Source organism: Methylomonas defluvii, assembly GCF_033949435.1.
Lineage (GTDB): Bacteria > Pseudomonadota > Gammaproteobacteria > Methylococcales > Methylomonadaceae > Methylomonas > Methylomonas defluvii.
In genome coordinates this window covers 1-19,913 of record NZ_JAXARY010000022.1, presented here as the reverse complement: position 1 = coordinate 19,913, position 19,913 = coordinate 1, and the positions used below count along the sequence as shown (strand labels likewise).

The window sequence follows — 19,913 nt, the reverse complement described above, 5'->3', positions numbered from 1 at the left end:
TTAAGCGTCTTTATGTGTCTTAACTACTCCTATGATTTTGATGAGAAGCCCGAAGGAAACATCTTGGCATTTGTACCTTTCTATAGGACTTCTAGCGATAGCAATATTTATTGTTTATTTCCCTGGGAGCCACGGGCCTTTCTTAGCTGACGATTACCCTAACATCGTTGACAACGCTGGTGTTTCGCTTAACACACTCTCTGTCCAGGAGCTGGCGGCGGCTTGGAGTGCCAATACAAGCGGTCCAGCCAAGCGACCTCTTGCCAGTCTAAGTTTTGCGCTAAATTATTTTTACGCGGGACAGCAATTTGACCCAGTCCCATTCAAGTTGGCCAATATTGGGATCCACGTCATCAATAGCTTTTTAGTTTTCTTGCTAAGTTGCCAACTGTTTCAGATTGCCTCACCTAATTCTCCTGTTCGAAAACTAGCTTTTCTTTCCGCGCTAATTTGGGCGGTACACCCGTTACAACTGACTTCTGTGCTGTATGTCGTCCAGCGTATGAACAGCATGGCCTGCATGTTTATGTTGAGCGGATTTTTAGTGTTTTTAAAAGGTAGGTTACAGCTAGAAAAGCCTGCTGGCCTGCTGTTTATGGTGCTGGGCTGTGTGCTTGGTACAGGCTTAGGGGTTTTATCCAAGGAAAATGCGTTGCTTTTGCCGCTATTGATTTTTGTCAGTGAAGTAACCTTGTTACCGCCGATCCCAATAGCGTCCCGCTTTAAAGTGTACAGCTATTACCTTGTCACCGTCATATTGCCGGTATTGTTTGGCTTGGCGTACTTGCTGACTCATCCGGAATATGTGCTGGGCGGTTATTTGACGCGCGAATTTACGCTGGCAGAGCGTTTAATGTCCGAAGCCAGAATACTGTTTTACTATCTGGGATTGCTGTTCTATCCGGATAATACCCAGCTCAGTTTGGCGCACGATGATTTTGTTTTGAGCAAGGGCCCGTTTCAGCCTTTTGGTACAGTGCTGTCGATTGCCGGTATTGTAGTGTTGATAGTGGTAGCAATCTATAGCACTTGTCAAAACAAAACTCGTTTTTTGAATTTTGCGGTTCTTTGGTTTTTTGTCGGACACGCTATGGAGTCCACTATATTTCCTTTGGAATTGATATACGAGCATCGCAATTATCTGCCCAGTATCGGGATTGTTTTAGCGCTAGTGGCTTTGTTGTACGAGCTACTAACGAAGCAAATCAGCAGTAGGCTACTCAATGGATTGTATGTCTGTATCATTGGCAGTCTGGCTTTGGCTACGCATACCCGTGCCGCAATCTGGTCAAATCTCGACAGTTTTAGTTACTTTGAGGTGCGTAATCATCCCGGCTCCGTGCGGGCCAATAGCGCTTATGCCAACAATCTCGAACTCAAACGCGGTCCCAACGCAGAAACCTATCAGTATTATCTGACAGCCTCCAAACTAAACATTTTTGAAGTGTCAACCTTGATTGAGATGTTTATGGAACTCAACAGATTGATAAATTTTCAAGGTGTAGCTAAAGATCAAAAATACGCTGCGTTACCTGTGCGATACGATGAACCCTTGGTTCTTGATGTTAAGTATATGGAAACGTTGAGAGATTTGGTGCACAAGGAAGTCCTGCATAGAATATCGGATAAGTCTCATCCGTTGCGTACCATGGATTCGATACGGACTGCTGCTACTTGTTTGATCAATGGGGATTATGAATGCAAAACGATTGCAGCAAATGTTTTGGAATGGTCAGACGCTGCGTTGATGCAGCCAAACTTCACCGATAAACCGATGATGCATCTTATCAAAGCAAAGGTCTATTTCACTCAGGGGCAAACAGAAAGCACATTTGAGGAAATGGATAGAGCTATTGCGCTGGATCCAAATAGAATGTATTTCCGTGCCGAAAAAGCCTACTTGTTTATCGAGTTAAAGGAATACGACAAGGCGGAGGATGTAATCCGTGAAGCTGAATTGCTGGGTGTGGCAAATGGTTTTGATGCGAAGGAATTTCAAAAACTCAGAGATGCGATTGTTTATAAAAAAGCTATCGCTCAGACTCCAAAAGCCATAATTTCGCCCTCCGATATTATTCAGCATCCCTAGGTCAAATTCACTAAAATACACGCATAGATTTTCAATCTGATTTGCTTGCATTAGCTTAATGCTATTCGAGTTTGAGCAAATTGCCACCAACAGCCCTCAAAGCCTGGGATTATGCGGATACTCAATATAGTCTTCAAAAATATCAATTCACTGGAAGGCGAAGGCCGAGTCGATTTCGAGCAAGGACCTATCGCCGACAGCGGTGTGTTTGCTATCACTGGTCCCAACGGTTCCGGCAAGACCAGTATCCTTGATGTCATCACGCTAGGCCTATACGGTGAGACTTTTCGTTTCGACAAGCCTGCCGAGCATGTAATCACCAAGCAGGCAAACGATAGCTTCGCACAGGTTGAATTTGCTTTAGATGGCGAGAGGTTTCGTTCCTCATGGCAGGTAAAACGGCCTGCTGACGCAAATCAAGATCAGGTTTTACAGCCGGAAATGAGCTTGACTAAGTTAAACGATGATTCGGAGTTACTCGCCAGGACACCAAATACAGTACGGACCAAAATTGCCGAGTTGACGGGCATGGACTTTCATAAATTCAGCAAATCCATGGTTTTGCCGCAGGGCGACTTTGCGGCTTTTCTAAATGCGCTGGATAGCGAGCGCATGGACATTCTGGAAAAAATCAGCGGTACCCAGATCTATGTTGAGTATCGGCAGCGGACTGAAGGTAACTTTCATACATCGCTCAGTCGTTTAACGCAACTACAACAGGATATTGATCTGATTCCTTTACTCAGTCCGGAAGCCTTGCAAGCCGGTGAGCAAGACTTACAGGATTTCAAGGATCAAGTTGCTGAGTTAAAAAACCAACAAAAACAGTTGCAACAGCAACTATTTACAATCGAAAACATTCACTCACTAGAAGGACGCCAAAGACAACTTCTCGAACAGTCAAAGAAAGTTGATGCGCAAATTAAGCTGTTACAAGACGATTTACAGAAAATTGCCGATTGTCGGCAAGCGACGCAGTTTCGCGAAGAAGTAATTTTATTGGACGGTAAGCAGGGACAGATTGTCCAGAGTCAGGCGACCTTGGATGCTTATCGTCAGGAGCTGAATGCGCTACAGCGCCAACTTGGCGAAGACGTCAGTAACGCAATCGTCCCAAGCCTGAATGGTAAAAGCGTAGAGGAGCAAAAACAGGCTATTGACGCGCTGAAATTGAAAGTGGGGGATCTGAAGCTTGAGTTGCCGCGTGAAGCCGAACTGGTGCAGACGCTGCAACAACAATTGGACGAAAGAAAGGCCAGTCTTGCGGAAATAGACGGCTGGTTGCAAGATCATCAGGTGGACGCTAGTTTGCAGTCTGACTTTCCCGACGTGGTGCAGTTACGTAATCTCCGGACAGAATTGGCGGAGCTGGCCGGTAAGCAGAAGACACAAGCAAATTGGACTAAAAACACGACTGCGGCGCTGAAAAAAAACCAGACTGCTTTGCGCGATACTAAAACGGCGGTTGCCGATTTGAATGAGCGTATTGAAGCTGCACGTAAAACCCTACTGGAGTTGGCGCAAGGTAAAAGTTTCGAGGAGTTGAAGGAGTTACTGGTAGAGCAGCAAGCACGAGTCAATGATTTTCAGGAGCTGCACTCGCTGGCTGCGGTTAACGCCAAATTTACCAAAAAAAGTTTTTTTAGTTGGTTCTCTCGTAATAAAGTGCCGGAACTGCCCGATGAGACCCGCTTGCAAGCCAGGCAGGATGCGCTGCGAGACGAGATGGATCGTGAAGAAAATATCGGCAAAGCCTTGGAGCAAGCTGTGCTTAATGAGGCATTGCTGAAAAAATTTAGCGGTGATCGCGGCAAGTTAGTTGATGGTAAACCGTGTTTTTTATGTGGCTCCTTAGATCATCCCTATGTTTCTAAACCGCCAATCCAAACCAACTCTAAAAAAGCCTTAGTCGATCAGCGCGGCAAGATGCAGGCCTTAAAAGCGGCTATCGATAGTGTCTCCGGGCAGTTGGCAGTGGCAAAAAAGCAAGGTAGTCAATTGTCAGCTCGGCAGCAAAGATTGCAGCAAATGCGCTCGCAATGGTTGGTTTTGAGCAACCGTTTAAATGCCGTCAGTGCAGAGTTGGACATCAACAATTTGTCTTTGCAAAAACGCTTGTGGGACGCAGAAGCCCAGGAGTTGGAGAAAATCAAAAACCTGGTCAATGATCACGCGCAGTTACAGCGTAATGTGGCTAAGTGGACGGCCGAGCTAGAAGCCAAGCAGGCATTGGTAGAAAAATTAACGGCGTCGGTGGAGCAACTTGATGCCACTTGGCGTAACCGGCCGCAGGAATACATCGAATCGGAACAGCTTTTCGCTAGTCGTACGGCGGAACAAAAGGTGCTTGTTGATAAACTGGAAAAGCAGTTGGCTTTATTGGGTGAGAAGCTACCTGGAAAAGGCAAAGAAAATATAGTCTTCGATAAGCTCAATACCCGGCGCCAGGATTACCAAATCCGCGAGTTACGTCAGAAGGGCTTGCTGGAGGAAGTTGCTAGCTTGCAAGATAGACTGCACGCTAGTCAGGCAAAAATAGCCAGTTATCAGGAGCAGATGGCAGACGCTTTGACTAGCTTGCAAACGGAAGAATCGCTGGGTTTGCATCTAGTTATCCTGGAGAAGCAAAAACTCATCGTCGAATTGGAGCGGCAAATAGCCACCCAGCAACTTGAACTAGATGCAATGCGGCGAGTATTAGCTAATAAAATTGCGGGTGGCGTTTTTACTGATGTCGATAGTTTGCGGTCGGCTTTAGAGCTGATCGATAGGCGGGCTGAAATTGAGCAAAAGCTGGAACAGCAAAATACGCAATTGGCAGCAATCGACGAAGAACTGGCTAAACTGTCAGCCGATTTACAAAAGGAATTGGCGGTTATGCCGTCCGATTTAAACGAAGCCGATCTTTTGGCAATCCAACGCCAGCTATCCCAGAAAATCGATATTGCCGAACAAGAAGTGGCTACGTTGGAAACTAAGCTGGATAAACAGTCAGCTTATCAAGAAAAATATCAGAGCCTTCAGGCGCTTTTGGTTGAGCAAAGGGTGATACATGCACAAGCCGAAGCGGAAATGAAGTTGATTAACGACGAGCAGGGTGGTTTCCGGCGGCGTATTCAACAGTTGTTGGTGGATAATTTGTTGTCGCAAGCCAACCGGATTTTGGAAAAACTAAGCGGACGTTACTATATTCGCAGTTTGGCCAGTGATAATGGCTTGGCGCTAGAGGTTGAAGATACCAAACAAAAAAATCTACGGCGATTGCCGAAAACCTTGTCTGGTGGCGAGAGCTTTGTGGTGAGTTTGGCCTTGGCTTTGGCGCTAGCCGAGATTGCCAACAACGGTAAGGCGATCGATTCACTGTTTCTGGATGAGGGCTTTGGTAATTTAGATGCGGAAGCCCTGTATTTGGCAATGAGTGCCTTAGAAGGCTTGAAGACTCAAGGGAAAACGGTCGGTGTAATTTCCCACGTCGAAGGGGTAAAAAAGCGCATTAAAACGCAGATTGAATTGGTAAAAAAAGCCAACGGTATGAGCGAGTTGAAGATGGTTGCTTGATCTGACGGTGGAGTAGGTGAACGCTCCACCACAAAATTAAGTAATTAATTGCTGGGGCGGAAGGCTTTGCCGTAGGTGGTTTCCGCGTTGAAATTGTCCCAAACATATAAAGGATAGACGATGGGCTGCGTAGGGATTGGCGAGGAAACCAAATCCAGCACGCCGACGCCGATTCTTCCTCCCATATTCAATAACCCTTTAAAAGTACCGCCGATAAAGCCGTAAATAACATTGCTTTGATTATTGATTAAAATAATGTTTTTTGGTATTTCCAGGGAAGATGTGGTGATGTTGGCGAGGCCGGTAGTCAGTTTTCGCCCGAAGGTTTCGCCATAGGTTTCGGCCTCTTCCGCTAGGCTTGGCAAGCTGGTCATTAGAAAAGCTGCGAATAAAACAGTGGTCAGGGCGCGAGTATTTCGATTCATAACTGATCCTGTATATGAGAATGGATTTGAGAATCTGTTGGTCGAGTCGGATTTACCGCTTCGACCGACAATCGCTCGAAAGTATAGCAGAGCCCTGAACTGTTTACTTTTTCAACGCCTTGGCAAATGCACTGCTCATGCTGTTCTGTAGCGCGGGTTGTTGTTTGGGTTTATGAGCAGTTTTTTGCGGTTTTTCTTTTGGAATAATCTCACCGGCATCCACGTTTTTTCGCATGCTTAGAGAAATACGCTGGCGTGCTACATCCACTTCCAGTACACGTACTTTTACCATATCGCCGGTTTTTACGACGCTACGCGGATCTTTAACAAAGTCGTCCGCTAGGTGAGAAATATGCACCAAACCGTCTTGATGTACGCCAATATCAACAAAAGCACCGAAATTGGCGACGTTGGTCACGACGCCGTCTAAAGTCATACCGGGTTCAAGATCAGTAATTTTCTCCACGCCATCCTTGAATTGCACGCTTTTAAACTCCGGACGCGGGTCGCGGCCGGGTTTTTCCAGTTCCTGCAATATATCCGAGACGGTGGGAACGCCAAAATTGGCGTTGGCATAGTTTGCCGGATTCAGGCCGCGTAAAAACTGGCTTTGGCCGATCAAGTCGCGGATTGATTTGCCCGTATCCTCAAGAATTGCATTGACTACCGGGTAGGCTTCAGGATGTACGGCAGATGCGTCTAGCGGGTTGTCGCCGTTCATGACTCTGAGAAAGCCGGCGGCTTGTTCGAACGCTTTATCGCCTAGGCGCGGCACTTTTTTCAGCTGATTGCGGTTCGCAAACGGGCCATTCGCATCGCGAAACGCAACGATGTTTTCGCTGATGCTGCTGCTAAGTCCAGATACTTGTTTCAGCAAAGCTACCGAAGCTGTGTTTACGTCTACGCCGACCGCGTTCACGCAATCCTCTACCACGGTATCGAGCATTCGAGCCAATTGCACTTGGTTAACATCATGTTGATATTGACCAACGCCTATCGATTTTGGATCGATTTTCACCAGTTCCGCCAGTGGGTCTTGTAGCCGGCGGGCTATCGATACTGCGCCGCGTAATGAGACGTCGAGGTCTGGAAACTCCTTAGCAGCCAGTTCCGATGCCGAATATACCGACGCGCCGGCTTCGGAAACTGTGATTTTTTGAAAATTAAGGTCTTTATGTTGCTTCATCAAGTCTGCAACCAATTGATCAGTTTCCCGAGAAGCGGTGCCGTTACCGATACTCACCAGTTGTACTTGGTGCTGCTTGATCAATTTAGCCAGAACTGCTATCGATTGATCCCACTGGTTCTTAGGTTGATGTGGGTAAATGGTTTCTGTGGTCAACAGCTTGCCGGTTGCGTCAACCACAGCAACTTTGACACCTGTGCGAATGCCGGGGTCCAGGCCCATGGTCGCTTTGGGACCTGCTGGCGCCGCCAGCATCAAGTCGCGCAAATTGCTGGCAAACACTCTAATGGCTTCTTGCTCGGCGGCTTCGCGCAGTCTCAGCTTTAGATCCATATCGATACGGGTAAATAATTTGATTTTCCAGGCAAAGCGGGCGGTTTCGGCCAACCAGGCATCGGCGGGTTTTTCTGTGTCTTTAACTTGCAGGCGTTGACTAACGAATTGTGAACATAACTGATGTTCTTCTTGATCCAGTTCCGCCGGTTTTAGGGTTAAGGACAGTAAATCCTCGTTACGACCGCGGAACAAGGCCAAGGCACGGTGCGACGGAATCTTATTGATCGCTTCGCTATAGTCGAAATAATCCTTGAATTTGGCTGCCTCTGCTTCCTTGCTGGTCACGACGCTAGCGTGCAGAATGCCCTTGTTCCAAACACGTTCGCGCAATTCAGCAAGTAGTTCGGCATCTTCGGAAATACGCTCCATGATGATCTGACGGGCGCCCTCCAGGGCCGCCGCGACATCCGCGATACCTTTTTCAGCATCGATATAGCTAGCTGCGATTTGTTCGGGGATTAGGTCGCGATTATCCAGGATGGCGTCGGCTAATGGTTCAAGACCGGCTTCGCGAGCAATTTGCGCTTTGGTGCGGCGTTTAGGCTTGTAGGGCAGGTATAGGTCTTCCAGAAGCGTTTTGGTGTCGGCGTCGAGTATTGCTAGTTCCAGTTCCGGGGTGAGCTTTCCTTGCGAGCGAATGGTGTCGAGAATTGAGTCGCGGCGGCTGTTAAGTTCCCGCAAATAAATCAATCTTTCCTCAAGATTTCGCAGTTGCGTATCGTCCAGGCCACCGGTTACTTCTTTGCGATAGCGGGCTATGAAGGGCACCGTGGCGCCATCGTCCAATAGGGCGGCTGCGGCGGCGACTTGTTGCGGCTTAACTGAAAGTTCTTCGGCAATGCGTTGGATAACGTCCATCTGTAGCTAAAATGAAATTGGTATAAAGGCCCAATTCTACATTAGCGTGGGTTCTTGAAAAAGCGAACTATCAGAAATGGAGTGAGAAACTTGCGGGCACAAAAAAGGCGCCAGCTGAATTTTCAGCTGGCGCCTAAATTGCTAAGCAAAAATTATTTTGCTTGGCTTAAAACGTCGTTATTAAAATCTTTATGCTTTGCCAAAACTTGGGCTTCAGCTTGGGCAGAAGTTTCGCCGCTGTATTTGAGATGTTTGGTTTCATCCGCTTTCAGCAAAACGACGCCAGCAATAGCAATTGCAGTAACAACAGCAACTACAGTAAAGGTATTGTCTTTTTCTTGTTCAGCCATTTTTATAATCCTCATCTTGTTGTTGTAATAATTAGCCCTAAACGGGGCAACTCGAGTTGTATGTCGAAATTAGTATTATTGTTGGTCGACGGTGCATTTTTTACACTCAAAACTGTTTTGTGTCAAAACAATATTTTTGCGATTATTCGTTTTGACTGATAGGTATTTTATTTTTCTAATAAAATCAACTTATTATGGGCTTTTCTTTGGGCTGAAAAGTACCCGGTTTTGATGCGATGCTGTTGCTGCGTATCTGTTTCGGCGTGGTTTGCTATGCATTTATGCCGTAGCCCGAAGCCTGCATTACGGCGGCAAGTCGAGAAATATTGCGGGAAATTCCTATCGTTTGTCGAGTGTTCTACGGGGCGATGAAGGGAAAGGAGGTATGGTTAACCTCGGTCATCGTGCAGGTTGCATGATAGGATTGGAATTTGAATCTGGCAGTCTGTTTGTTCTTACGGCGTTGTGTTGTTCGAATGGAGGCGGCTCGAAAATAATCTTTAGCTAAATTTGGGGTACTCATGCTTAAACACATACATCTTCTTTTCGTGGTAGTTTTGGTGGTCAGCTTTATTGGGCGAGTGGTGCTTGCCGAGCTAAAGCCAGCCCTGTTGGAGCAGAAATGGCTAAAAATTGGTCCGCATGTTATTGCGAGTTTGGTCTTGTTGACCGGATTTGTCTTGGTTTTTCAAGGAGGTTGGTTATCAGCAGAATTTGCTTGGATCGTAGCCAAGCTATTGATGTTGTTAGTTTACATTGGCTTGGGGATTGTGGCGATTCGCCAATCGGGACGTTCGCGATGGTTGGCTTTTGGTGGCGCATTGATTTGTTTGTATTACATCTCCAAGGTTGCTGTGACTAAGCAGGTTTTTTTCTTTTTTTAAGTGTTGTTCTATGCGTTGGAGTTTGCCCGCGAGGCCTTGTGTTTCTTAGAGAGTAGATAAATTTGGCTTGCGAAAAATAGTTATTGACAGATGGTGAAATTTGTATACTAACGAAAAAAGCTTGTCAAAGCGTTTTTATTCGGATAACCTCAAACCTCCTGTCAATACTCAACGTAAGGAGGGTAGGATGCGAAAAACGAAATTGACGGCAATATTATTGCTTTCAGCGAGTCTAGCGTCTTTTAGCTCTGTAGGTTTAGCGAAAACAGAAAGGAACGGTTTTCTTTCCCTTGAACAAAGCGGCGTCGCATCGTATTACAGCGACAAATTGCATGGTCAGCGGACAGCAAACGGTGAATTTTATGATAAAAACGCATTAACTGCGGCTCACGCGAGCTTGCCGTTTGGTTCTTTGGTGCGTGTCGTTAATCTTAGTAATAATCGTAGTGTCGAGTTGCGGATAAATAGCCGCGCTCATAAAGCCAATAAGCGGCTGCTTGATGTGTCCAAAAGGGCTGCCAGCGAGCTTGGTTTTATCCAAGCAGGCTTGGCGAAAGTCAAACTTGAAGTTCTGCGTGTAGGCGACGCCTAAGTTGCCTGTAGTGATGTAATTCGGTCTACGGGCTGGATTACATCGTCCTCGCTTATTCTGAAATCTCTCAAACTTACTTGTTAAGCGGTTTCTTTAATCGCTTTAAAGCCGATGTCTGTTCGGAAATACACGTCCTGCCAGTTGATTTGTCGGCATAGCTCGTAGGCTTTTTCTTGGGCTTGGGCGATGCTGTCGCCCAATGCGCACGCGCATAATACTCGGCCTCCAGCTGTGACTACTTGGCCTGCAACTTGTTTGGTGCCGGCGTGAAACACCTTAAAATCTTCACCAATATTGCTGCCCGGTAATCCGCTGATTGGATGGCCTTTGGCATAGTCGTCGGGATAGCCGCCGGCTGCGAGTACGACACCCAATGAAGGGCGTTCGTCCCACTCCGTAGTCGTATGATCAAGTTGTTTATCTATGGCCGCCAGACAAAGTTCAACCAAATCGCTTTTTAAACGCATCATGATCGGTTGGGTTTCCGGATCGCCAAAGCGGCAATTGTATTCCAACACTTTGATACTACCGTTTTTGCCTATCATTAATCCGGCATAGAGAAAGCCGGTATATTCGTTACCGTCTTCACGCATACCTTGCAGCGTGGGCAAAATTACCTCATTCATGACACGTTGGTGAATCTCCGGCGTCACCACAGGTGCGGGAGAATAGGCCCCCATGCCGCCGGTGTTGGGGCCTTGATCGCCGTTGTCGCGGGCCTTGTGATCTTGAGAGGTGGCCATGGCTAAGGCATGCAAGCCGTCGGCGATAACGATAAAACTGGCTTCTTCGCCATCCAAAAATTCTTCAATCACCACCCGGTGTCCGGCTGTGCCAAACGTATTGCCGGCTAACATGTCTTGAACCGCGGCAATTGCCTCTTGTTCGGATTGGGCGACGACTACGCCTTTACCGGCTGCCAAACCATCGGCTTTGACAACGATGGGTGCGCCATTTTCGCGAATATAAGCGATTGCCGGTTCAACTTCTGTAAAACTTTCGTATGCGGCTGTGGGGATGCCGTGGCGGATCATAAAATCCTTACAGAAGGATTTGGAGCCTTCCAATTGCGCGGCTTGAGCAGTCGGCCCGAAGCACTTCAAACCAGCGGCGGAAAATCGGTCAACGATGCCTTTGACTAAGGGTACCTCCGGTCCAATTATGGTGAGCTCTATGTCTCGGGCTTGAGCGAAACTCAATAAACCTTCGATATCGTCGGCCTGAATATCTACATTGTTTATGCCGTGTTCCAGGGCAGTGCCAGCGTTACCAGGCGCAACGTAGACGTTGCCGGCTTTTGCGGATTGCCTGACTTTCCAGGCCAAGGCGTGTTCTCGGCCGCCACTACCTACGATCAAAATGTTCATATTAGCTTGTCCCGTATTAATGTCTGAAATGCCGCATGCCGGTCAACACCATCGCGATATTGTGTTCGTCGGCGGCGGCAATCACTTCTGCATCGCGCATCGAGCCACCTGGATGAATAACTGCGGTTATGCCGGCCGCCGCGGCCGCGTCGATGCCGTCGCGGAACGGAAAAAAGGCGTCGGATGCCATGACCGAGCCCGGCACGGTTAAACTTTCGTCGGTGGCCTTGATGCCGGCGATTTTTGCCGAATAAACTCGACTCATTTGTCCGGCGCCAATGCCGATGGTCTGGCCGTTTTTGCCGTAAACGATGGCATTGGATTTAACAAATTTAGCGACTTTCCAGACGAATAATAGGTCCGCCAATTCTTGTTCAGTTGGTGCGCGTTTGCTGACTACTTTCAAATCGGCAGCGCTGATCTTGCCGGTATCCTTGTCCTGAACTAATAAGCCGCCTGTGATGCGTTTAAAATCTAAAGCTGATTCATGGGTATTTGTCCAATAGCCGGTTTCCAGCACCCGGACGTTCTGTTTTTTAGCCAACGCCGCTTGCGCACCCGCTGATATGGCCGGCGCGATGATCACTTCGACGAACTGGCGTCCTGCGATTTCCGCCGCAGTCTTTTCGTCCAATTCGCGGTTGAAAGCGATAATGCCGCCAAATGCGGAAGTCGGGTCGGTCGCGTACGCCAGATTGTAGGCGTCGAAAATGTCACCGCTTACCGCAACGCCGCAAGGATTGGCGTGTTTGACGATCACGCAGGCCGGTTGGTCGTTAAACGCTTTGACACATTCCAATGCCGCATCGGCGTCGGCAATATTGTTGTAAGACAATTCCTTGCCTTGTAACTGTTTGGCAGCGGCTATGCTGCCGGCGGGTGGATTTTTTTCACCATAAAATGCCGCGTTTTGATGGGGATTTTCACCGTAACGCATGCTCTGCAGGCGGTGGAATTGCAGATTTAGGGTTTCTGGGAAATCGTCGCTATCGACGACTTTGCTCAGGTAAGCGGCAATCATCGTGTCGTAACGCGCAGTATGCTCGAAGCTTTTTAGCGCCAATTTAAAACGGGTGTCGTGGCTTAGGGTGCCGGCATTAGCTTGTAACTCGGCCAAAATTTTCGGGTAATCGACCGGATCGACAACGATAGCCACGTCGTTATGGTTCTTGGCTGCGCCCCGGATCATGCTGGGGCCACCAATGTCAATGTTTTCTATCGCGGTTTCCAAGTCGCAATCGGGTTTTGCGACGGTTTGTTCGAAGGGATACAAGTTGACCACCACCATATCGATAGCTTTGATGCCGTTTTCGGCCATCACAGCATCATCAATGCCGCGCCGACCTAGAATGCCGCCGTGAACTTTGGGATGCAAGGTTTTAACGCGGCCGTCCATCATTTCCGGGAAGCCGGTGTAGTCGGAGACTTCGGTAACGGCAATATTATTGTCGGCCAGCAGTTTGGCCGTGCCGCCGGTAGATAGTAGCTCGATGCCCAGGTGGCTGAGTTCTCGGCAAAATTCCAGAATACCGGCTTTGTCGGAAACGCTGACCAATGCGCGGGTCACTTTTTTATTTATGCCCAAAGTGGGATTCATGCAAACCTCAAGAAAGGGTAAAAAGAAGGGTTGGAAATTAACCTATGCCGTAATGTTCAAGCTTTTTGCGTAAGGTGCTGCGGCTGAGACCGAGGATAATCGCGGCTTTGCTTTGATTGTAATCGCAGTGTTTCAGCGTGGTTTCCAGTAGGGGTCTTTCCACTTCTGCTAAAACCAAATGGTATAAACCGCTGGAATCGTGCCCGTTTAGGTGGGCGAAATAGTCTTCGACGCAATGACGGACATGGTCAGACAGCGTTTGCTCGCTGCCGGTGACTTTATGTGTAAGATGTTTTCCCATCTAAGCGGCTCGTGGTGTCAGCAGATTGAAAGAGGCGTTGACGAGCGCGAGTTGCCGCGCAGCGTGTTGGGCTTGGTTAATCGCAGTCTTTTGGTCGGCCGGCAGAGTGCCGAGATGATCGAAATACCAGCCGATGTGCTTGCGGGCGATTCTAACACCACTGTCGTTGCCATAAAAACTGTATAAATTTTCCAGGTGCCGGTTGATAACGGCTTTGATGTCGGTCAAGCAAAGTGGTGAATATGTCGTGTTGCCGAGATGGGCGACTAGGTCGTTAAATATCCAGGGTTTGCCTTGCGCCGCTCGCCCTATCATCACCGCGTCGGCTCCCGTATATGCCAATACCTCACTGGCTTTAGCGGGGCTATCGATATCGCCGTTTGCGATAATCGGAATACTGATACTTTGTTTGACCTGTTTGATGGTGTCGTACTCAGCATGTCCGGAAAATTTACAGGCTCGGCTGCGCCCATGGATGGTGAGCGCTTGAATGCCGCAGCTCTCAGCAATTTTGGCGATGCTTGGCGCGTTTCTATTGGCTAAGTCCCAGCCCGTACGAATCTTGAGGGTTACCGGGATTTCCACGGCATTGATTACCGCGTCTAAAATTTTAGCCACTAATGACTCATTTTTCATTAGCGCTGAACCCGCCGCCACCGAGCACACTTTTTTTGCCGGGCAGCCCATATTAATGTCGATAATATGGGCGCCTCGGTCCTGATTCAATTTGGCCGCTTCAGCCATTTGCCGAGGGTCGGTACCCAGAATTTGCACCGAGCGCAGGCTAATGTCGCCGTTGTAATCGAGCTTTTTCAGGGTGCGCGGGTGGTGCTGCAAGCTGCGATTTGAAATTACCATTTCCGACACCGTGAGGCCCGCTCCAAATTCGCTGCAGATTTGCCGAAACGGCGCGTCTGTAATGCCCGCCATAGGCGCTAGTAATACTGGGTTGGGAAGTTCGTAAGGGCCAATTCGCATGAAAAGCCAAGCTAGTCGAAAAAGGCGGCAAATGATACCCGAAAACGCGCGGATTAACGATGGCTGAAAGAAAGTTCTTGAAAATCGTTGTTGGCGTTGATTTGGGAACAAGTCTTGAATATTAGTTTGGCGTTTAAATCTCCTGTGACCATTATCGCCGCGAAATCCACGGATGAAGTAGAAGCGTAAGCAATCGGCGAGATTTACGGATTTGTTGAAGAGGATTGCATCGTTTGCCCGCGATGAAGTAGTCTTGGCCGAACAATTATGGAGTTAGATTCAATGGATAAACAAAACTCAAATACTGTTTGGCATCATGCCACCGTAACACGTAGCCGCCGAGAGATTTTAAACGGGCACAAATCGGCCATTCTGTGGTTTACAGGTTTATCCGGGGCAGGCAAGTCAACTTTGGCTCATGCCGTCGAGGAGCGGTTGTACCAATTAAAGTGTCGAACGTTTGTGTTGGATGGCGATAACGTTCGCCAAGGCTTATGTGGCGATCTGGGGTTTAGTGATCAAGACCGGCAGGAGAATATCCGTAGAATTGCCGAAGTCGCCAAATTAATGCTGGAGGCCGGTACGATAGCGTTAACTGCCTTTATTTCGCCCTTCCGGGCTGAACGGCAATATGCGCGAAATTTGGTACCGCACGGCGATTTTATTGAAATTTACTGCAACTGCGATTTGTCCGTGTGTGAACAGCGGGATGTAAAAGGTCTATATAAAAAAGCGCGGCAAGGCGATATTAAGCTATTCACCGGCATATCTTCTCCTTATGAAGTGCCGGAAAACCCCGAGATGATAGTAGGTACCGGAACGTATGAGTTGGAAGCCTGTGTCGACCAAGTCATGAGCATGCTCGAGCAGCGCGGTGTTATCGCCTCTACTAAAGGCGAAATGTAAAGTGAATATCGACGTATTTAATGGCGATGCAGATGGTATTTGTGCGTTGCTACAGTTGCGATTGGCTTTTCCCAAGGAGTCTGTGCTTGTTACTGGGGTCAAGCGCGACATTGGTTTATTAAGTCGAGTTTGCGCTGAGGCAGGCGATCAAGCAGTTGTGCTCGACATCTCTCTGGATAAGAATCGCGTACCGCTATGCGAGCTTCTTAATAAAGGTGTCAGTATTTTTTACATGGATCACCATTATTCAGGTGAAATTCCAGTTCACCAAGGTCTGACCCCTTTAATAAGCACTGATGCCAACGTTTGCACAAGTTTATTGATGAATATTTATTTGAAGCAACGCTTTGCCGAATGGGCTGTGACAGGGGCTTTTGGCGATAATTTGGATGCTTCGGCAAGAGAAGCCGCTAAGTTACTTAATTTAACGGCCCAAGAATTGCTTAAGCTACAGCAACTGGGAATCGCTATCAATTACAACGCTTACGGTGCGAGTATCGATGATCTATATTTTGCTCCGGATGAGCTCTATAGGCAGCTGGAAGGTTTTATATCGCCGTTTGACTTTATCCGGGATAAGGCGGAAATTTGTCAGCAATTATTTAATGGTTATAACGAGGATATGAGTCTAGCGGCGCAAGTTGATGCTGAATATCAGACCGACAGTATCTCGGTAGTTATTTTGCCTGATGAAAAGTGGGCAAGGCGGGTATCTGGTGTATGGGGAAATCAACTGGCTAATCAATATCCGAATAGGGCTCATGCAATCGTTAGCAACAATCAAAGAGGAGGCTATCAAATTAGCGTTAGAGCCCCGATAAATAATAAAGTTGGTGCCGATGTGTTATGTGCCTTATTTTCGGGTGGCGGTCGTAAGGCTGCGGCAGGTATTAATCATATTCCATACCAGCAGTTGACCAATTTTGTAGCGGCTTTTCAAAGCCAATATCAATGAGCCAAGTTTTTTGTGAAAAATAGCTTATTAATTGCTTGTGTTGTTTATACGATTTTTGTCGTTTACGGCAGTTTGGTGCCATGGCAATTTAATAGTATTTCGTTAAGCGATGCTTGGTTTCGTTTTCAGAATATTGAATATTTGACCCTGGGTATTGCGTCAAGAGCAGATTGGGTTGCCAATATTCTGCTATTTATACCGCTTGCCTTTCTTTGGCTGGGTACGCTTTCCCTAAAGCAACAATTTGTTGGTAGGTGTGTGTCGTCAGTTTTTGTATTGATAGTCAGTTTTTTGCTTTGTTCGACTATCGAATTTACTCAGTTATTTTTTCCTCCCAGAACGGTGTCGTTAAACGACATAATAGCCGAAACTTTGGGAGCCGCCATTGGTGTTTTTGCGTGGTGGGTTTTTGGTGGAAGATTTGTCAATTGGTTTGAAAATTGGCAAATAAATAAAAACAATTCAGTTCCCTATTTGCAAATCTATTTGGGGTGTATGTTTTTTTACAGCGTCATGCCGCTGGATTTAACCCTAAGTCCTGTTGAGTTTTATCATAAATGGCATGAAGGACGGGTTATTCTACTGCCATTTTATGGGTTAAAGGGAGAAGCTTTTCGAGATATATATGACTGCTTGTCTGACGTCATATTATGGATGCCAATTCCTTGGCTATGGTATAAGCTGAAACCTTTGAGTAAAGTTGATCTATTAAAAAGAGTTTTTTTCTCGGCAACTATAATTGAGTTTTTTCAGCTGTTTGTATATAGCAGGGTTACCGATGTTACGGATATTTTGCTTGCGTTGGTGGGCGGTTTTATTGGCGTGCAATTAATAACGTTAGGTTCAAATAGGCTTGCTTTGGTCGGAAGTGCTAGTGAGTTGAAAAGTTATCATAGGTTCACTGTTTTGTATGTGTGTTTAGCGTATTTTTTATGGGTATTAGTTGTAGGATTTGTATTTTTGTACCCTTATGATTTTGAGTGGAGTTATATAAGACTTTCAACTTGGAGTGATAAGTTTCTTAGAGTGCCTTTTTATGCATATTATTATGGTACCGAATATAGGGCTATTACAGAGGTTTTTCATAAAATTTTATTTTTTATGCCTTTTGGTTTGATAGGGTATTCTTTTCAGTATTTTAATAGCCGTAATCAAGCAAGTATCATTATTTTGGCTGTAATAGTGATGACGGCTCTGAGTATTGAATTTGCACAATTGTTTTTGCCAAATAAAAATGTTGATATAACAGATGTTATTTTAGAATCTTTTGGAGGGTATCTCGGTTATTCGGTGGTCAAGCTGCTGCAACTTAATAGACCTGCTTTGCCGGAGCCTAAAAACAAGCTGGGAAATGAGGTTTTGTTTGCGATTTCAAGGGGGCAGGCTAATTTTGCTGAAGGCTCGGCTTCCGTGAGTCGTCCAAGAAATATTACGAGCTATACAAGTGGGATTCCACTATTTCTGCTGGCAGTGGGGTCTGTATTTGTGACTTTGGGTGTGCTGATATTTGTCAGTGGCTCTGAGGCTATGCCTTACAATGTGAGGGAGTTATTTTCGAAAGAATACCGAATCATCAGTGCTTTAGGCATAGCTGTATTGATTTATTGGTGCTTTGCATATCCGCTATTCTCTTTGATGAATATTTTGAAAAACGGTAGGGGAGAAGTTTTTTTTTATGCTCGTTTTTTAGCGGTACATACTCTGATAGCGTGGATGTTGGTAAGGGTTATTGTTCCCCTTGAAAGTATACATGATGTGTTGGGCTCTCCAATTTTGAGTATCCCCGCAGAGCTAGAGCTAGCGTTTCGGTTTTTAGGTTTGTTTGGTGTATATTCATTAATCGCATTGACAGCCACTCATGCGGCGCTTTTTTGGGTGGTTTCAACTCGGCAGTTGGTGCGGCTTTTCGTTTTAGGCTTCTTTTGGATATTATCGTTACTGCCGTTTGGGTATTGGATCGTGGTTATTGAAGCTGCGACGGACAATCTAACAGAGTTAATGATCAATAGTGGCTATTCTTTCGCGGTCATCTGTATTGGTATTTATTTTTTTCTGGTCGGTTGGCTAGGTTCGTCCATTTTATTTTTAACAGTTTTTAATAACCGGCGCATTATTGTTGTCGGATTTTTATTTATAATTTCTTTTCCATTAGGCTATCAGTTGTTAAGTTGGGGAACGGAGCAGTTTATTCTAAAGTATGATGCTGTTTTTTCGGCTATGCAATTTTTGTTAAGTACTGATAGAAGTCATTTAATTTCAGGCGATATATTAATGGCGCGTTTTTTTGTGGCGCACTTTGGACTGGTTTTATTGGTTTTTATGGCTCAAACCCCACTGTGTATGATTTTTCGTAAAGTGGTTGCGTCAAAATATTCAGCGAAGCCCATGTAACGAAGTGCTTAGTGGTGTTTTAGTTTTTCAGATGGCTATTTTAGTTTTTATTATGTTTTTTAAATTGATACGTATTTATGCGCTTGGGTAGTCTTGCATGATATTTAGAGCTTTTCCATTCGCAATTGTGCTGACGGCATTATTGAGTATGTTCTTTACTAATGTGGTTGCGATGGGTGTCCAGGCTGAGCTTGTCGTAGATGACGTTAACGTGAAAGACGACAAAGAGAAGACTCAAACAGCTTCAGATGGAGTTAAAGATATACTAAGTTCGGTTGATCTTAAAAAAGATATTGCTAAAATTCATAATCATGAAATAGCGGTGCAAAATATCAGAGCCAAGGTTTCTCTGGACGAATTCGCTGTTGATGATTCTTCGGTCTCACGACCTATATTTCGACAGCAGGAAAACATTAATAAACCTGCGCAATTTTCCTTCTTTGTTCCAGATTTTTCTGATGCCGATTTGGTTAGGGGGAGGGGTGGCTATAATTACTCCGATGATGTATTTTTCTCTAAAAAACTCCTGGACGAACTACGGGATAGTCTTGGGGAAGGAATATATAGCAAATTAGTTTGGACCTATTACGATCTTAAAGATCTTGACGGCAGAATATATGCGAGCATGGTCGGGTATGATTTAAGTGGCAGTAATTTGTTGGGAAAATTACAACAATTCATTGGGGTGGATGAGAATCTGAATGCTATGATAGTTTTCAAGAGCAGTATTGGGATAACTGCTAAACCTGAGAGTGCTGATGATAGGAAAAATCAAGATTCTGGCAGAAATTCTAAGGTTATACTTGACTTCTCTCAACGTAATTTCGCCAGAAAAGAAGATGTCGATACTGGACGATTTCAATATATTTTAAGGTACTTGACTATAAAAAATATTATATACGGTTTATTGGGGGTGATGGGGTTTGGTTCGGTTTGGAGGATGTTCAGATTTTTTGTTAAGCAAGATCTAAATTGATTGCTAGTGCGTTCTTGCCCATAAAGAAAGTATTGTCACTCATTAGGGGCTGTTGCCATTTTGAAACGATAGCCTTGAAATCGAACGGCTCTGCCTCATTGATTGATTTTTCAATCAGAAGACAAGTGAGCTATGCCGCGACAAATGTTTACGGATGCATACTG

General features: G+C 46.0%; 15 protein-coding genes. 8 read left to right on the top strand and 7 right to left on the bottom strand.

Features of this window, described 5'->3' with window-relative positions; translation table 11 throughout:
- The first annotated feature begins 40 nt into the window (after positions 1-40).
- Together QLH52_RS19535 and QLH52_RS19530 are read left to right on the top strand one after the other, a co-directional pair.
- Positions 41-2,089 carry a hypothetical protein gene (locus tag QLH52_RS19535; protein WP_051669742.1) on the top strand — a complete coding sequence of 683 codons (2,049 nt, stop codon included), beginning with the start codon at positions 41-43 and terminating at the stop codon, positions 2,087-2,089.
- A 111-nt stretch (positions 2,090-2,200) separates the two neighbouring features.
- Positions 2,201-5,647: an AAA family ATPase gene (locus QLH52_RS19530; RefSeq protein ID WP_319962654.1), complete on the top strand. Its 3,447-nt coding sequence runs from the start codon at positions 2,201-2,203 to the stop codon at positions 5,645-5,647.
- A 44-nt stretch (positions 5,648-5,691) separates the two neighbouring features.
- On the opposite strand, the gene QLH52_RS19525 is transcribed toward QLH52_RS19530, so the two are convergent.
- From QLH52_RS19525 to QLH52_RS19515, 3 genes are all read right to left on the bottom strand, one after another.
- Entirely contained in the window at positions 5,692-6,072 is a 381-nt protein-coding gene (locus tag QLH52_RS19525) for an exosortase system-associated protein, TIGR04073 family (RefSeq protein ID WP_033155672.1), read from the bottom strand.
- A 103-nt stretch (positions 6,073-6,175) separates the two neighbouring features.
- A complete protein-coding gene (locus QLH52_RS19520) occupies positions 6,176-8,452 on the bottom strand; it encodes a Tex family protein (protein ID WP_319962653.1) in 2,277 nt (758 codons plus the stop codon).
- 152 nt (positions 8,453-8,604) lie between these two features.
- Positions 8,605-8,802 carry a hypothetical protein gene (locus tag QLH52_RS19515; RefSeq protein ID WP_033155670.1) on the bottom strand — a complete coding sequence of 66 codons (198 nt, stop codon included), beginning with the start codon at positions 8,800-8,802 and terminating at the stop codon, positions 8,605-8,607.
- A gap of 521 nt (positions 8,803-9,323) precedes the next feature.
- Between QLH52_RS19515 and QLH52_RS19510 the strand changes: the two genes are divergently transcribed.
- Both QLH52_RS19510 and QLH52_RS19505 read left to right on the top strand, forming a co-directional pair.
- Positions 9,324-9,686 (top strand): SirB2 family protein, encoded by a 363-nt coding sequence (locus tag QLH52_RS19510; RefSeq protein ID WP_033155669.1) that lies wholly within the window; start codon positions 9,324-9,326, stop codon positions 9,684-9,686.
- Positions 9,687-9,873: 187 nt separating this feature from the next.
- Positions 9,874-10,278 carry a septal ring lytic transglycosylase RlpA family protein gene (locus QLH52_RS19505; protein WP_033155668.1) on the top strand — a complete coding sequence of 135 codons (405 nt, stop codon included), beginning with the start codon at positions 9,874-9,876 and terminating at the stop codon, positions 10,276-10,278.
- Between the two features lie 80 nt (positions 10,279-10,358).
- Here QLH52_RS19505 and purD read toward each other — a convergent pair whose 3' ends face one another.
- The 4 genes from purD to dusB are packed head-to-tail and all read right to left on the bottom strand — an operon-like array spanning position 10,359 to position 14,521.
- The gene (purD, locus tag QLH52_RS19500; protein ID WP_319962652.1) at positions 10,359-11,645 is read right to left on the bottom strand and encodes a phosphoribosylamine--glycine ligase; all 1,287 of its coding nucleotides are present in this window, start codon (positions 11,643-11,645) and stop codon (positions 10,359-10,361) included.
- A 16-nt stretch (positions 11,646-11,661) separates the two neighbouring features.
- Entirely contained in the window at positions 11,662-13,242 is a 1,581-nt protein-coding gene (gene purH / locus QLH52_RS19495; protein WP_319962651.1) for a bifunctional phosphoribosylaminoimidazolecarboxamide formyltransferase/IMP cyclohydrolase, read from the bottom strand.
- Positions 13,243-13,279: 37 nt separating this feature from the next.
- Positions 13,280-13,543 carry a helix-turn-helix domain-containing protein gene (locus tag QLH52_RS19490; protein ID WP_020485063.1) on the bottom strand — a complete coding sequence of 88 codons (264 nt, stop codon included), beginning with the start codon at positions 13,541-13,543 and terminating at the stop codon, positions 13,280-13,282.
- A complete protein-coding gene (dusB, locus tag QLH52_RS19485; RefSeq protein ID WP_319962650.1) occupies positions 13,544-14,521 on the bottom strand; it encodes a tRNA dihydrouridine synthase DusB in 978 nt (325 codons plus the stop codon).
- A 282-nt stretch (positions 14,522-14,803) separates the two neighbouring features.
- Here dusB and cysC point away from each other — a divergent pair, with 282 nt between their 5' ends.
- The 4 genes from cysC to QLH52_RS19465 all read left to right on the top strand — a co-directional run bounded on the left by cysC (position 14,804) and on the right by QLH52_RS19465 (position 19,749).
- The gene (gene cysC / locus QLH52_RS19480; RefSeq protein WP_319962649.1) at positions 14,804-15,427 is read left to right on the top strand and encodes an adenylyl-sulfate kinase; all 624 of its coding nucleotides are present in this window, start codon (positions 14,804-14,806) and stop codon (positions 15,425-15,427) included.
- A gap of 1 nt (position 15,428) precedes the next feature.
- Positions 15,429-16,382 (top strand): DHHA1 domain-containing protein, encoded by a 954-nt coding sequence (locus QLH52_RS19475; protein WP_171694528.1) that lies wholly within the window; start codon positions 15,429-15,431, stop codon positions 16,380-16,382.
- A 12-nt stretch (positions 16,383-16,394) separates the two neighbouring features.
- A complete protein-coding gene (locus QLH52_RS19470) occupies positions 16,395-18,773 on the top strand; it encodes a VanZ family protein (RefSeq protein WP_319962648.1) in 2,379 nt (792 codons plus the stop codon).
- Between the two features lie 97 nt (positions 18,774-18,870).
- Positions 18,871-19,749, top strand: coding sequence for a hypothetical protein (locus QLH52_RS19465; RefSeq protein ID WP_319962647.1), 879 nt, complete (start codon positions 18,871-18,873; stop codon positions 19,747-19,749).
- Positions 19,750-19,913: the final 164 nt, after the last annotated feature.

Bases quoted from the DNA above. Each gene is read 5' to 3' on its own strand.
- QLH52_RS19535 (WP_051669742.1), top strand. From the start codon at position 41: ATGAGAAGCCCGAAGGAAACATCTTGGCATTTGTACCTTTCTATAGGA.
- QLH52_RS19530 (WP_319962654.1), top strand. From the start codon at position 2,201: ATGCGGATACTCAATATAGTCTTCAAAAATATCAATTCACTGGAAGGC.
- QLH52_RS19525 (WP_033155672.1), bottom strand. From the start codon at position 6,072: ATGAATCGAAATACTCGCGCCCTGACCACTGTTTTATTCGCAGCTTTT.
- QLH52_RS19520 (WP_319962653.1), bottom strand. From the start codon at position 8,452: ATGGACGTTATCCAACGCATTGCCGAAGAACTTTCAGTTAAGCCGCAA.
- QLH52_RS19515 (WP_033155670.1), bottom strand. From the start codon at position 8,802: ATGGCTGAACAAGAAAAAGACAATACCTTTACTGTAGTTGCTGTTGTT.
- QLH52_RS19510 (WP_033155669.1), top strand. From the start codon at position 9,324: ATGCTTAAACACATACATCTTCTTTTCGTGGTAGTTTTGGTGGTCAGC.
- QLH52_RS19505 (WP_033155668.1), top strand. From the start codon at position 9,874: ATGCGAAAAACGAAATTGACGGCAATATTATTGCTTTCAGCGAGTCTA.
- purD (WP_319962652.1), bottom strand. From the start codon at position 11,645: ATGAACATTTTGATCGTAGGTAGTGGCGGCCGAGAACACGCCTTGGCC.
- purH (WP_319962651.1), bottom strand. From the start codon at position 13,242: ATGAATCCCACTTTGGGCATAAATAAAAAAGTGACCCGCGCATTGGTC.
- QLH52_RS19490 (WP_020485063.1), bottom strand. From the start codon at position 13,543: ATGGGAAAACATCTTACACATAAAGTCACCGGCAGCGAGCAAACGCTG.
- dusB (WP_319962650.1), bottom strand. From the start codon at position 14,521: ATGCGAATTGGCCCTTACGAACTTCCCAACCCAGTATTACTAGCGCCT.
- cysC (WP_319962649.1), top strand. From the start codon at position 14,804: ATGGATAAACAAAACTCAAATACTGTTTGGCATCATGCCACCGTAACA.
- QLH52_RS19465 (WP_319962647.1), top strand. From the start codon at position 18,871: ATGATATTTAGAGCTTTTCCATTCGCAATTGTGCTGACGGCATTATTG.